This is a genomic window from Stenotrophomonas sp. CCNWLW57 (genome assembly GCF_037203925.1).
GTDB lineage: Bacteria > Pseudomonadota > Gammaproteobacteria > Xanthomonadales > Xanthomonadaceae > Stenotrophomonas > Stenotrophomonas rhizophila_A.
In genome coordinates, this window is the sequence record NZ_JBBCBJ010000003.1 from 454,651 (window position 1) to 467,440 (window position 12,790).

13 protein-coding genes are annotated in these 12,790 nt (G+C 67.5%); 6 read left to right on the forward strand and 7 right to left on the reverse strand.

From position 1 onward, the window contains the following. The first annotated feature begins 84 nt into the window (after positions 1–84). The gene (locus V9K91_RS09985; RefSeq protein WP_336443171.1) at positions 85–672 is read left to right on the forward strand and encodes an NAD(P)H-dependent oxidoreductase; all 588 of its coding nucleotides are present in this window, start codon (positions 85–87) and stop codon (positions 670–672) included. Positions 673–825: 153 nt separating this feature from the next. On the opposite strand, the gene serS is transcribed toward V9K91_RS09985, so the two are convergent. Next, positions 826–2,106 carry a serine--tRNA ligase gene (serS, locus tag V9K91_RS09990; RefSeq protein ID WP_093536014.1) on the reverse strand — a complete coding sequence of 427 codons (1,281 nt, stop codon included), beginning with the start codon at positions 2,104–2,106 and terminating at the stop codon, positions 826–828. A 115-nt stretch (positions 2,107–2,221) separates the two neighbouring features. Here serS and V9K91_RS09995 point away from each other — a divergent pair, with 115 nt between their 5' ends. Both V9K91_RS09995 and V9K91_RS10000 read left to right on the forward strand, forming a co-directional pair. Beyond that, positions 2,222–2,854 (forward strand): energy transducer TonB, encoded by a 633-nt coding sequence (locus V9K91_RS09995; protein ID WP_336443172.1) that lies wholly within the window; start codon positions 2,222–2,224, stop codon positions 2,852–2,854. Positions 2,855–3,078: 224 nt separating this feature from the next. Next, positions 3,079–3,657 carry an energy transducer TonB gene (locus V9K91_RS10000; RefSeq protein ID WP_336443173.1) on the forward strand — a complete coding sequence of 193 codons (579 nt, stop codon included), beginning with the start codon at positions 3,079–3,081 and terminating at the stop codon, positions 3,655–3,657. 140 nt (positions 3,658–3,797) lie between these two features. Here V9K91_RS10000 and aroA read toward each other — a convergent pair whose 3' ends face one another. From aroA to V9K91_RS10020, 4 genes are all read right to left on the reverse strand, one after another. Then, positions 3,798–5,105, reverse strand: coding sequence for a 3-phosphoshikimate 1-carboxyvinyltransferase (gene aroA / locus V9K91_RS10005; RefSeq protein WP_336443174.1), 1,308 nt, complete (start codon positions 5,103–5,105; stop codon positions 3,798–3,800). Between the two features lie 91 nt (positions 5,106–5,196). Beyond that, positions 5,197–6,357, reverse strand: a complete 1,161-nt coding sequence (pheA, locus tag V9K91_RS10010; RefSeq protein WP_095362709.1) for a prephenate dehydratase — start codon at positions 6,355–6,357, stop codon at positions 5,197–5,199. Positions 6,358–6,386: 29 nt separating this feature from the next. Then, positions 6,387–7,472 (reverse strand): phosphoserine transaminase, encoded by a 1,086-nt coding sequence (gene serC, locus V9K91_RS10015; protein WP_095362710.1) that lies wholly within the window; start codon positions 7,470–7,472, stop codon positions 6,387–6,389. 97 nt (positions 7,473–7,569) lie between these two features. After that, positions 7,570–8,370, reverse strand: a complete 801-nt coding sequence (locus tag V9K91_RS10020) for an FHA domain-containing protein (protein WP_093536024.1) — start codon at positions 8,368–8,370, stop codon at positions 7,570–7,572. Between the two features lie 123 nt (positions 8,371–8,493). Between V9K91_RS10020 and V9K91_RS10025 the strand changes: the two genes are divergently transcribed. The 3 genes from V9K91_RS10025 (at position 8,494) to V9K91_RS10035 (ending at position 10,586) form a co-directional block, all read left to right on the forward strand. After that, complete coding sequence (locus V9K91_RS10025; RefSeq protein WP_217537534.1) at positions 8,494–8,769, forward strand: polyhydroxyalkanoic acid system family protein; 276 nt, start codon at positions 8,494–8,496, stop codon at positions 8,767–8,769. A gap of 88 nt (positions 8,770–8,857) precedes the next feature. Beyond that, a complete protein-coding gene (locus V9K91_RS10030) occupies positions 8,858–9,349 on the forward strand; it encodes a phasin family protein (RefSeq protein WP_095362712.1) in 492 nt (163 codons plus the stop codon). 220 nt (positions 9,350–9,569) lie between these two features. Continuing rightward, positions 9,570–10,586: a restriction endonuclease gene (locus tag V9K91_RS10035; RefSeq protein WP_095362713.1), complete on the forward strand. Its 1,017-nt coding sequence runs from the start codon at positions 9,570–9,572 to the stop codon at positions 10,584–10,586. Positions 10,587–10,589: 3 nt separating this feature from the next. Here V9K91_RS10035 and hutC read toward each other — a convergent pair whose 3' ends face one another. Continuing rightward, entirely contained in the window at positions 10,590–11,318 is a 729-nt protein-coding gene (gene hutC, locus V9K91_RS10040; protein ID WP_249832737.1) for a histidine utilization repressor, read from the reverse strand. Positions 11,319–11,350: 32 nt separating this feature from the next. Next, the gene (locus V9K91_RS10045) at positions 11,351–12,730 is read right to left on the reverse strand and encodes a formimidoylglutamate deiminase (RefSeq protein WP_095362714.1); all 1,380 of its coding nucleotides are present in this window, start codon (positions 12,728–12,730) and stop codon (positions 11,351–11,353) included. Between the last annotated feature and the right edge of the window lie 60 nt (positions 12,731–12,790).

Below are 12,790 nucleotides of genomic sequence, written 5' to 3' on the forward strand. Positions count from 1 at the left end.
ACCTTTATCCCAGCGACGCAACAACCTAACCTGCTTTCCGTCGGCGGCGCCTTGACCGCCCTTCCCCGGATACAGGTGATTGCCATGAAGCTTCTTCACATTGATGCCAGCGTGCTGGGCGACAACTCGGTTTCCCGCCAGCTGTCCGCGGCCGTGGTCGCACGGTTCAATGAGACCGTTGAGAACCTCGATGTAACCTACCGCGATCTCGATCGTAATCCCATTCCCCATTTGAGTAGTGGTTCGCTGGCCCAAGTGGATGCGGCCGAAGCCACCGATGCCGAAGCGGTGATGCAGCAGTTCCTTGCCGCAGACGTGATTGTCATCGGCGCGCCGATGTACAACTTCAGCATTCCGTCGACCCTGAAGGCCTGGATCGACCGCGTGGCGGTTGCCGGGCGCACCTTCAAGTACACCGAGAATGGACCGGTCGGCCTGGCCGGTGGCAAGCGCGTGATCATCGCCAGTTCGCGCGGCGGCATCTATACCGATTCGCCGGCCGACTTCCAGGAGCCGTTCCTGCGCCAGGTGTTCGCCTTCATGGGCATCACCAATGTCGAATTCGTGCGTGCCGAAGGCCTTGCGTATTCGCCGACCCATCGCGAGGAAGCCATTGCTGCGGCGCTGGCCAGCCTGCCGGCCGCCGAGTTCGAAGAACTGGCCGAAGCCTGAGTGTTCCAGGGCAGGCGTTGAGTCCTCGTCGGACGCCCTGCCCGGGCCGGATTCCTCCTCCCCCATCCGGCCCACCCTGCGGCCCCGCTTTGAGGGGCCGTTTCTATTTGATAGCAGCCACAAAAAAAACCCGCCGTTCGGCGGGTTCTTTCGTTACGCGATCTTTTCCAGGCCGCCCATGTAGGGCTTGAGCGCATCCGGTACGGTGATGCTGCCGTCGGCGTTCTGGTAGTTCTCCATCACCGCGATCATTGCGCGGCCCACGGCCACGCCCGAGCCGTTGAGGGTGTGCACCAGTTCCGGCTTGCCGGTTTCCGGGTTGCGCCAGCGCGCCTGCATGCGGCGCGCCTGGAAGTCGCCGCAGTTGGAGCACGAGGAAATCTCGCGGTAGGTGTCCTGCGAGGGCAGCCACACTTCCAGGTCGTAGGTCTTGATGGCCGAGAAGCCCATGTCGCCGGTGCACAGCAGCACCTTGCGGTACGGCAGGCCCAGCTTTTCCAGCACCACTTCGGCACAGCGGGTCATGCGCTGGTGCTCGGCTTCGCTCTCGGCCGGGGCGCACACGGTGACCAGCTCGACCTTTTCAAACTGGTGCTGGCGGATCATGCCGCGGACGTCGCGGCCGCCGCTGCCGGCTTCGGCGCGGAAGCACAGCGAATGGGCGGTCATGCTCAGCGGCAGGCGCTCGGCATCGACGATTTCGTCGCGCACGATATTGGTCAGCGACACTTCCGAGGTCGGAATCAGGTAGCGGGTCGACTCGCCCACGGCGGTCTTGAACAGGTCGTCTTCGAATTTGGGCAGCTGGCTGGTGCCGCGCAGCGATTCCGGGTTCACCAGCACCGGGACGTTGGTTTCCTCATACCCGTGCTCGCCAGTGTGCAGGTCGAGCATGAACTGGGCCAAGGCGCGGTGCAGGCGCGCGACCGGGCCGCGCAGCACGGTGAAGCGCGAACCCGACAGCTTGGCGCCGGCTTCACCATCCAACCCCTGGTTGCGGGCGCCCAGTTCGACATGGTCGAGCACCGGGAAATCGAAGCTGCGCGGGGTGCCCCAGCGCTTCTGCTCGACATTCTCCGATTCGTCCTTGCCGTACGGGACATCGTCTGCCGGTACGTTGGGGATGCCCATCGCGATGGCTTCAATCTTCTCGCGCAGCTCGTCCAGGGTTACTTCCGAGGCTTTGAGTTCGTCGGCGAAGGCGGCCACTTCGGCCATGATCGCCGAGACGTCCTCGCCCTTGGCCTTGGCCTGGCCGATAGCCTTGGAGCGGCTGTTGCGCAGGCTCTGCAGCTCCTGGGTACGGATCTGGATGCGCTTGCGGTCGGCTTCCAGCGACTCCAGCCCGGAGACGTCCAGCTCGAAACCGCGCGAGGAGCGCAGGCGTTCGGCGAGTTCGGCGGGTTGTTGGCGGAGCAGGGCTGGATCGAGCATGGCGTTTGGGCGGTAAGGACGGGTCTGGAGGGGGATTATCGCCTGTAATCGGCTTTTCTGCCGCCCGGTTCATTCCCGGCGTGGCAGAATCGGGGAGTTCACCATGGTATGGCTCATGTCCGCTTCCCGTTCCTCGTCTGGCAAGAACATCACCTTCCAGCTGCCCCGCCGCAGCCTCACGATCGCCGGGATCGCCTTTGGCGTCGGTGTGCTGCTGTTCCTGGCCGTGTGGCTGGGCAACCGCAACAACGACTTCTACAAGGCCGGCCCCGCGCAGACCCCGCAGGACGTGGCCCAGGTCGAGCCCTTGCCAGAACCCCTGCCCGCCGCGGCCGGATCCAGCGACATGCCCGACGCCAAGCCGCTGCCGGTGGAAGACGAAAAGCCGCAGCTGGTGGAAACCGCTCCGCCGCCGGCACCGGCCGCCCCGGCCGCTGCCGCGCCGGAAACCGCCCCGGTGGCGATGGCCGCCGGCGACCGCCCGCAGCCGATTGCCGACCAGTCGCCGCCACCGACCTACCCGCCTGCCGCCCTGCGTAATGGCGTGGAAGGCAGCGTGGTGGTGCGCGTGGATGTGGACGCGACCGGCTACCCGATGAACGTCACCATCATCCAGCGCAGCGGCTCGCGTGACCTGGATCGCGCTGCCAGCGATGCCGTGCGCCGTTGGCGTTTCCAGCCGGCGCAAAGCAACGGCGTTGCGGTGCCGGGCAGCATCGAAGTCCCATTCGATTTCAAGGCGCAATGATATTGCGCGGGTAGGTGCCCACAGGTGCCACCGGTACGTGCCCACTGGTAGGTGCCCACTGTTAGTGGGCACACGCTTGAAGACCGCGCGAACTCCGCGTAAAGGTTCGGCTCATGATGCTGAACCTCAACGGGAATGCACGCGTGGCGTTGACGCATCGGTGACACACCCGCAACCTGGCTCAGGCAAGACTGGCGTCGTCAACTCGACACCAGGAGTCCGCCATGAGTGTTACCCATGCACACGAGATGCCTACGTCGCCGCAGCAGCAGCGCGACATCATTGACGAGCCGGGCCGCCGTCGTACCTCTCCGCTGCTGTGGATCGCGCTGATCGTCGCGATGTTTGCCGCCGCGCTGGTGTGGCTGCGCTATGCCAATCCCGATGAAGGTGCCAGCGCGCCGGTCGGGGAACGCATGCTGCCTGCTACCGAGACGCCGGTAGCGGTGACACCGGTCCCGGCCAACCGTGAAGCTACGCCTGCCACCACGCAGCGTCGTGCTGCTCCCGTCGTTCGCGATCGCGATGCGCGCCCGCTGAGCAGCAACGCCAAGCCGGTGTATCCGCGGACCGCGCTGCGTAGTGGCGTGGAAGGCAGCGTGATTGCCAGCCTCAACGTTGACCCGCGCGGCCAGGTGACCGACGCCAATATCGTGCAGCGCAGTGGCGGTCGTGACCGTGACCTGGACCGTGCGGTGCTGAGCACCGTGCGTGACTGGAAGTTCGAACCGGCGATGCACAACGGCCGCGCCGTGGCGAGCGTGGTACGCGTGCCGGTGGATTTCCGCACCGAGCAGCGGTAACCCTCATCTGTAAAACGGCGGGGGAGCAGGAGCCGACCATCTGGTCGGCTCCTTTTTTTTGCGCGTAAAGCGGACACACATGGCGTGTCCCTACGCCGCCAGTTGCACGGGCCAACGGATTGGACGCGGCCGACGGTGCCTTATGCGAGGTTGAAGCCGGCGGTGCGGGCGATGCCGTCGAAGTTGGGGAACGAGGTGGCGACGTTGGCGATGTCGTTGATGCGCACCTCGCCGCTGCTGAGCTGGCCGGCGATGGCGAAGGCCATGGCGATGCGGTGATCGCCGTGGCTTTCGATGGTGCCGCTGCCCATTTCCGTTCCGCCGTGGATCGTGGCGCCGTCTTCGGTTTCATCGACCTGCACGCCCAGGCTGCGCAGGCCGGTGGCCATTGCGGCGAGGCGATCGGATTCCTTGACCCGCAGTTCGGCCGCGCCACGCACGATGGTGTTGCCCTGTGCAGCGGCAGCGGCGACGAACAGGGCCGGGAACTCGTCGATCATGTCCGGCACCAGCGCTTCGGGGATCTCGACGCCGTGCAGCGGTGCATGGCGGACCACCAGGTCTGCTACGGCTTCCCCGCCCTGCTCTGCATGGTTCTCTTCGCGGATATCCGCGCCCATCAGTCGCAGTGCGGCCAGCAAGCCGGTGCGGCGCGGGTTGAGGCCGACCTGGCGCAGGGTGAGCGCCGAACCGGGAATGATGCTGGCCGCCACCAGGAAGAACGCCGCCGAGGAGAAGTCAGCCGGCACCGCGATGTCGGTGGCGCGCAGGCGCTGGCCGCCACGCAGGCGGGCCTTGCCGGGCGAGAAGTCGATCTCCACGCCGAAGGCGCGCAGCATGCGTTCGCTGTAGTCGCGGGTCGGGTGCGGTTCGGTCACGGCGGTGTCGCCCCGCGCGTACAGGCCGGCCAGCAGCACGGCCGATTTGACCTGCGCGCTGGCCACCGGCGAGGCGAAGTCGATGCCGTGCAGCGGCTGGCCGCCATGCACGCGCAGCGGCGGGGTACCGTCGGCCTCGGTATCGATCTTCGCGCCCATCTGCGCCAACGGGCCGGTCACCCGACGCATGGGACGGCGCGACAGCGATTCATCGCCCACCATCACTGCATCGAACGGCTGCGCGGCCAGCAGGCCCGCCAGCAGGCGCATGCCGGTGCCAGCGTTGCCGCAGTCCAGCGGGCCGGCCGGTGCCTGCAGACCATCCACGCCCACGCCGTGGACGATGCGCTGCGACGGCGACGGGGTTTCAATGCGCACGCCCATCTGCGAGAAGATCGCGGCGGTGGCGCGGGTGTCCTCGCCTTCCAGGAAACCGTCGATGTGCGAAACGCCATCGGCCAGTGCAGCGAACATCACCGCACGATGCGAGACCGACTTGTCGCCGGGAATGGTCAGGCTGCCCTGCAGGGGCTGGCCCTTGCGGGCGGTCCAGGAAGCGGAAGCGGTCATCGGTGAATCCTGTAGAAAGCCGCCCGCGAAGGCAGCGATGGTGCGGAATGACGGTAAGCGGCGCCGCGCGCAGTGCGGCGGCGCCGAGGTATCAGGGCACGGCCACCGGGTAGGAGCCCAACACCTTGATCTGCGCCGAGTGCGCCTTCAGTTCGGCCAACGCGGCCTGCATGGCCTCGTCGTCGATGTGGCCGGCCAGGTCGATGAAGAAGCCGTATTCCCACTTGGCGTTGTGCGACGGGCGCGATTCGATGCGGTTCATGCTGATGCCGTGCCGCGCGAACGGGCTGAGCACGTCGAACAGCGCACCGGGCTTGTCGTGGATGAACACCAGCACCGAGGTGCGGTCGTGGCCGGAGGTCGGGAAGAACTGGCGGCCCACCACCAGGAAGCGGGTGGTGTTGTCGGCGTCGTTCTGGATCGGCTTGGTCACGACCTTCTTCAGGCCATACACGTGCCCTGCACTTTCGCCACCAATGGCGGCGGCGTCATCGGCATTGCGGGCGCGGCGCGCACCTTCGGCATTGCTCGACACAGGGATCTTCTCGGCCTTGGGCAGGTTGGCGCGCAGCCAGGAGGAGGTCTGCATGAACGATTGCGGGTGGCCATACACGCGTTCGACATCTTCCAGCCGGCCGCTGCGGGACATCAGGTACTGCTGCACGCGCAGTTCGACTTCGCCGCAGATCTTCAGGTTGGAGGTGAGGAACATGTCCAGGGTGATCTGGATGGTGCCCTGCCCCGAGTTTTCCACCGGCACCACGCCGAAATCGGCGTTGCCCGCTTCCACTTCCTGGAACACTTCTTCAATGCTGGCCAACGGCAGGCCCAGCGCCGAACGGCCGAAGTGCTTGAGCACGGCCTGCTGGCTGAAGGTGCCTTCCGGGCCGAGGTAACCGATCTTCAGCGGCTCCTGCTGGGCCAGGCAGGCCGACATGATTTCGCGGAACACATGCACCAGCACTTCATCGCTGAGCGGGCCTTCGTTGCGGTCCACCACCATGCGCAGCACCTGGGCTTCGCGTTCGGGGCGGTAATAATCCACGGCAGCAGCAAGCTTGCCCTTGGCCTTGCCGACCTGGTGGGCGAACTGGGCGCGCTCGGCGATCAGCGCCTGGATGCTGCGGTCGATGTGGTCGATCTTGGCGCGCACGTCCGACAGCACCGGGGCGGCGACAGCAGGTACGGCGTCGGCCTTGGCTTTGGTGGGCTTGGCGGCGGGTGCCTTGGGCTTGGCGGGTTTGGTGGCCATCAGGGTATCCAGTTACAGATTCGGGAACGTCAGCCGTTGCGTTGCTGGAAATCGCGCATGAAGGCGGCCAGCGCCTGTGCGCCTTCCACCGGCAGTGCGTTGTACAGCGAGGCGCGGATGCCGCCGACGGCCTTGTGGCCCTTCAGCGCCAGCAGCCCGGCAGCCTTGGATTCGCTCACGAAACGGGCGGTGAGGGTTTCGTCAGGCAGGAAGAACGGAATGTTCATGCGTGAACGCGCGGCAGGCACCACCTCATTGCGGTAGAAGCCGCCGGAGGCATCGATGGCGCCGTAGATCAGCGTCGACTTGACCGCGTTGCGGCGCGCGAATTCTTCCACCCCGCCCTCGGCGAGCATCCACTGGAATACCAGCCCGGCCAGGTACCAGTTCCAGGTGGGCGGGGTGTTGAGCATGGAATCGCGGGCGACGTGCGAGCGATAATCGAAGATGTCCGCGCGCGGCTGGCCACTGCGCTCGAGCAGGTCGCGGCGCACGATCACCACCGACACGCCGACCGGGCCCAGGTTCTTCTGTGCACCGGCGTAGATCAGGCCGTAGCGCGAGACATCCAGCGGTTCGCTGGCGATGGAGGAGCTGAAATCGGCGAACAGCGGCGCGCTGCCGACGTCCGGGGTGTCACGGAACTCGACGCCGTGGATGGTTTCGTTGGCGGTGATGTGCACGTAGGCGGCATCGTCGGACAACTGCCACTGGCTGCGCGGCGGGATGTCATGGAAACCACCGGCTTCGCTGCTGGCGGCCACGTTGACCCGCACGTAGGGGCTGACCTGCTTGATCGCGGTCTTGCCCCAATGCCCGGTGAGCACGTAATCCACGGTCTGCCCGGGGGCGGCGAAGTTCAGCGCGAGCAGGGCCTGCTGGGTGGTCGCCCCGCCGGCCAGGAACATCACCGCGTAATCGTCCGGCACGCCGAGCAGGCGGCGCAGATCGGCTTCGGCCTGGGCGGCAACGGCCATGAACTCCGGGCCGCGGTGGCTCATTTCGACAATGGAGGCGCCAGCGCCGTTCCATTCCAACATCTCTTCCTGCGCCTGGCGCAGGACCGATTCCGGCAGGGTTGCAGGGCCGGCACTGAAATTGAACGCGCGCGTCATGTCACACCTATGGGGCAAGACCCCTAGTATGCCGCAGCGCACCAGCCTTTAGGCCTTGCAGGACAAGGCGAAATTGGTTGCATCCGAATCTATCGGTTCAGCGCGCGCCGAACCACAGCAGCAGGCTGATCAGGCCGGCCAGCAGCAGCGCGCTGCCGAGCAGCCACGGCCAGCGGCTTACCCGCTTCGGCTTGGCCTGGGCTTCCACCGGCGATGGCAGGTCGAGCAGCTCGTCCTCCTCATCGCTGACCACCCGCTTGCGGCCGTCGTGCGGCACTTCCAGCACGAACCGGTGCTGCGCATCGAAGACCAGCTGGTCACCGGGCTGCAGCCAGCAGTGCCTGACGCTGACGCCGTTGACCCGGGTCGATTCGCCCGCCCCCAGATCCCGCAACAGCAGGCGGTCGCCGTGGCGTTCCAGGCGCGCGTGCTGTTCGGCGAACGCGGGATCGTCGATCACGATGTCGGATTCGGCGCCGCGCCCGATCACCCGCGGGCGGTCGAGGGTGAAGCTGCGCCCGTGGTGCTGGCCACCCACCCCGCGCAGCAGGCGCTGGTCCTCCCCACTCTCATCGCTGCGCGACGGGGCGTGGTTGAGGGCCTCGCATTCGCCCTGGATCAGCATTTCCACGCCGTCGGCGTAGACCGCGTCGCCGGGCCGCAGCAGCGCCATGCGCCGCACCGGGCGACCATTGACGTGGATGCCGCGCATGCCGGCGGCTACCTGCAGCCACAGGCCGCGGTCGTCCAGGCAGAACTGGGCCAGCAACAGCGTGCCGGCCGCGTCGCCGCCCAGGCGGACGCTGCCCGAGGCATGGCGCACGATGCGCTGTACCCCGGGCCGCAACGGCTGGTCGGGGTGTTGGCGATGAGTGAAGTGAACAAGCAGGTTCTGCACGCGGCGCAGCCTAGCAGGTTGGATGTCAGGGAAGATAGAGAAGTGTGACGCACTGCTTGGAGTTCTGTCTGCGGATGCGCACAATGCACGCCCGTTTCCCGCTACCACCTGTCAGGAGTCCGCATGTCCCGCATCGATATCCGCCACGACCACACGCTGTCCACCGAAGCGGCCCGCGACGCGATCGAGGCGATGGCGGCCAAGCTCACCGACAAGTTTTCCCTCAAGACCCAGTGGGACGGCGATGCGCTCGCGTTCAACGGCTCCGGCGTGAATGGCCAGATCGAGCTGCTGGCTCACCAGGTGCGCGTGGTCGCCGACCTGGGCTTCCCGGTGTCGATGATGAAGGGCATGGTCGAAGGCGAAATCCAGCGCGTCCTGCAGGAAAAGCTGGCCTGAACCGCTGGCGTGGCGGCGGGCACGCCATCACGCCACGCAATCGAAGCGCTGGGTAGGATCAACGGGTGGCCACTCACAGGATCGCCCCATGAATACTCACGACGACTACGATGACCGCACGGGCGAAAAGCCCTCGCTGCAGGACCAGGCCGAGCGCTTCTCGCGCAGGCTGACCGGTTCGGCGCAGCAGATCTGGCTGGCCGGGCTCGGCGTGTTCGCACGCGCCCAGGCCGAAGGCAGCCGCGTTTTCGACGACCTGGTCAAGGAAGGCGAGTCGGTGGACGCGCGCAACCGCGAGCAGGCCGGCGACACCCCGCGCTGGCGCGACAACGTCGAGGAACACCTGGGCGAGGCGCGCGAAAAGGCCGCCGGCACTTGGGACAAGGTCGAGAAGGCCTTCGACGACCGGGTCCAGGGCGTGCTCAAGCGCCTGCATATCCCCACGGCAGAAGACGTGGCGGCGCTCAATGTGCGGATCGATGCCCTGACCGCCCGGCTCAACCGCGCCGAGGCCCGTAACGCCTCCCCCAACGCAGACCCGCGGCCCGGCACGCACCAGTCGCCCGGTTCGGACCCCTGAGCGCGGACCACACTGTTCCGTACGGCGATTGTTGCAAAGCAGCACCACTTTGTTGACAATCGAAATCGACCCGCCAATTGCTTCTGCGCCGTTTGTTCCCTCCCCTCACGGCTAAGGATTGGCGGGTTTTCTGTGTGCGCGATCTCAAAACGACATCCCGCAGACAGGGGCGGGCGCATATAAACTGTCGTCTGCGCCTCCGTGTTCATCTCTAGGTCCCATGTTCTCCTGGATTCTGGCTCTCCTGCTGGCCCTCGTTGTCTGGTCCCTGGCCGCTGCCTACTTCTGGCTGGTGAAACGCCGCCGCAAGGAGACCCGGCTGGGGCTCAACGCCTTGGCCGGCATGCACTGGCGGGACTTCTCGGAAATCGTCCGGCGCGCCCTGCACGAACAGCGCGGCCTGCAGGACGTGACCGGCGAGGCCGACGACAGCCGTGAGCCCAGCAGCGACTTCCTGATGCAGGACGCCCAGCACCAGCGCTACCTGGTGTCGTGCAAGCATGGCCGCGCCTACCGGATCGGCCGGGCGGCGGTAAACGAGCTGGGCGCCGCGGCGCGCCTGGCCGGTGCCCGCGGCGGCATCCTCATCACCGAAGGCATGGTCGAGCGCGATGGCCGTTCCACCGCCGACAAGCAGAACGTGGAAGTGCTGGATGGAGCGCTGCTGTGGCCGATGCTGCAGCCTTACCTGCCCGGTGACGTGGAAACCCGCGTCAAGCACGCGGCACGCCGCGAAGCGGTGCGGCGCATCTCGATCGCCGGGCTGGGCTCGCTGACGCTGGGCCTGCTGGTGGGCATGGGATACCTGACATCCCGCCTGGACCAGGCAGCCCAGGCGCCCGCGCCGGCGTCGGCCCCCGTGCAGGCAGCGCCCCCGCCGGCGCCCACCCCGCCCGCTCCAGTCGCCCCTGCACCTGCTGCGCCGGCCAACCCGGCCCATACGGCCGCCGCGCCAAACCAGATCCTCGGCACCGTGGCCGACCCGGATGCGGCCACGCTGGCGGTGTACCAGCGCGAACTGGCAACACTGCTGGCCCAGCAGGAGGGCGTGCTCAGCGCGTTCTGGCAGACCCGGCAGACGCTGGCAGTCAACCGCTCGGCCGAGATCGACGAGGTCTGGCCCCGCATCTGCACCCAGGTGAAGCGCTATCCGGCACTGCGCACGGTGCGCATCCAGCTCAATCCCCGCATCAACACCGACGAGCCGGTGCGCTGGCGCCAGTGCGCCACGTCGTAAGGATCAGCGCGCGCCGGGCGCGAACCGCGCCACCAGGTCCCAGGCGTCGCCCAGGAACATCTGCCGCACGCAGGTGATGGGCTGGTCGCCGCGCCAGGTGAGACGGTCGATCACCAGGCACGCGGTGCCCATCGGCACTTCAAGCAGGGCCGCTGCTGCGGCATCGGCGCCCCACGCACTGATCCGGTGCTGGGCGCGGGTCCACGACACGTTCTGCAGCAGCCAGCTGCCCGGCGCGGTCGTGTTGAAATCCACGTCCAGCACTTCGGGCACCCCGACCGGGCTGATCAGCCGGTATTCGAGCGCGAACGGCCTGCCGTCGGCACGGTGCAGGCAGCGGATGGCCAGCAGTTTCTCGCCAGCGGACAACGCCATTTCTTCCTCCACCTGCGTGTCCGGCGCCCGGTAGGCGCGGTCCAGCAGCTGGTAGCCGTACACATGGCCGCGCGCACCGACCGCCATGGCGATGTCGGGAATCTCCAGCGCCACCTGTTCCAGGTGCGGCGGCTGGCGCGCCACGAACGAGCCGGCACGACGCCGGCGCTCGATCATGCCGCTCTCGGCCAGCGCGGTGAGCACCTTGTTGACGGTCATCCGCGAGCAGCCGTACTGCTCCATCAACTCGTGCTCGTACGGAATGCGGAACCCCGGCGCCCACTCCCCGCTCAGGATGCGGCTCTCGAGGTCGGCACGGATGCGCTGGTTGAGGGTTTCGGCTTTCTTGCCGGTCACGCGGGAATCCTGGTAGGGGGTGGCGGCCACGTTCAGTGCGCGGCAAGCACGCCGCGAAGGGCGTGGGCAAAGCGCGCCGCTACGGCGTCGCGCTGCAGGTGGCGGCCATGCCGTACCAGCTCGCGCCCCCCGCGCCAGACCGATCGGACGGCGCCATTACGGGCGGCGAACACCCAGCTGTCAAGCCAGGCATCGCCGTCGCGCGCGATCAGCGCCGGGTGCTGCGGGTCCAGTTCCACCACGTCGGCCGGCGCACCGGGCTGCAGGCCAGTGGTTACGCCCAAAGCCTGCGCTGCGCCCTGCAGCGACTGTTCAAACAGCCAGCGGCCGCTGGAAACGCCTTCCTGCGGCGCGAGCACGTTGCGTCCACGCAGCTGCAGGCGCTGCCCGTATTCGAGCAGGCGCAGCTCTTCGGCCGCATCGATCAGCACGTTGGAATCCGAGCCCACCCCGAACCGGCCGCCGCCACGCGCGAAGGCCTGCATCGGGAACAGCCCATCGCCCAGGTTGGCCTCGGTGATCGGGCACAGCCCGACCACGGCACGGCTGGCCAGCATGCGCTGCACTTCGTCGGCATCGACGTGGGTGGCATGCACCAGGCACCAGCGTTCATCGACGGCGGCATGTTCGTACAGCCAGCGCACCGGGCGCAGCCCGCTCCAGGCCACGCAGGCATCGACCTCGCGGGTCTGTTCGGCGATATGAATGTGCACCGGGCCGCGGTTGAGCGGCAGCAGCGCCGCCAGCTCCTCGCCGGTCACCGCGCGCAGGCTGTGCGGCGCGATGCCCAGCACCGCATCGTCCTGTCCGCGCAGCGCCTGGCGGCAGCCGTCGAGCAGCGCGGCGAACCCGTCCACGTCATGCAGCAGCCGGCGCTGGGCCGGGTTCGGCGCTGCGCCGCCGAAATCGGCGTGCGCGTAGAACACCGGCAGCAGGGTGAGGCCGATGCCACTGCCCTGCGCTGCCGCGGCGATGCGCGCGGCCATCTCGGCGCGGTCGGCATACGGCGTGCCGTCCGGGGCATGGTGCAGGTAGTGGAACTCGCCCACGCGGGTGAAGCCGGATTCGAGCATCTCCACGTAGGCCTGTTCGGCGATGGCCTGCACTGCATCAGGCTGCAGGTGGGCCAGGAACCGGTACATCAGGTCGCGCCAGCTCCAGAAGCTGTCGCCGCTGCGCCCGCCGATTTCAGTCAACCCGGCCATGCCGCGCTGGAAGGCGTGGCTGTGCAGGTTGCCCAGCCCGGGCAGCGCGATGGCCAGCGCGGTGTCGCCGGCCTGCGCGGGCACGCCCGGGGTGACCGACTGCAGGGTGCCGCCAGCGCAGACGATGCGCACATCGCGCGCCCACCCCTGCGGCAGCAGGGCATGGTCGGCGTGGAAAGCGAGGACGGAAGCGGGGTTGGCTGGCATCACTGGACATCCCGGAAGTGGCGCCTATATTGTATAGACATATAAGCCGCCGTGGTTGCT

Excerpts from the sequence above, each read along its gene's own strand:
- pheA (WP_095362709.1), bottom strand. The coding sequence starts at position 6,357 with ATGGCCACCAAACCCGCCAAGCCCAAGGCACCCGCCGCCAAGCCCACC.
- serC (WP_095362710.1), bottom strand. The coding sequence starts at position 7,472 with ATGACGCGCGCGTTCAATTTCAGTGCCGGCCCTGCAACCCTGCCGGAA.
- aroA (WP_336443174.1), bottom strand. The coding sequence starts at position 5,105 with ATGACCGCTTCCGCTTCCTGGACCGCCCGCAAGGGCCAGCCCCTGCAG.
- serS (WP_093536014.1), bottom strand. The coding sequence starts at position 2,106 with ATGCTCGATCCAGCCCTGCTCCGCCAACAACCCGCCGAACTCGCCGAA.
- V9K91_RS10025 (WP_217537534.1), top strand. The coding sequence starts at position 8,494 with ATGTCCCGCATCGATATCCGCCACGACCACACGCTGTCCACCGAAGCG.
- V9K91_RS09985 (WP_336443171.1), top strand. The coding sequence starts at position 85 with ATGAAGCTTCTTCACATTGATGCCAGCGTGCTGGGCGACAACTCGGTT.
- V9K91_RS10030 (WP_095362712.1), top strand. The coding sequence starts at position 8,858 with ATGAATACTCACGACGACTACGATGACCGCACGGGCGAAAAGCCCTCG.
- V9K91_RS10035 (WP_095362713.1), top strand. The coding sequence starts at position 9,570 with ATGTTCTCCTGGATTCTGGCTCTCCTGCTGGCCCTCGTTGTCTGGTCC.
- V9K91_RS10045 (WP_095362714.1), bottom strand. The coding sequence starts at position 12,730 with ATGCCAGCCAACCCCGCTTCCGTCCTCGCTTTCCACGCCGACCATGCC.
- V9K91_RS09995 (WP_336443172.1), top strand. The coding sequence starts at position 2,222 with ATGTCCGCTTCCCGTTCCTCGTCTGGCAAGAACATCACCTTCCAGCTG.
- V9K91_RS10000 (WP_336443173.1), top strand. The coding sequence starts at position 3,079 with ATGAGTGTTACCCATGCACACGAGATGCCTACGTCGCCGCAGCAGCAG.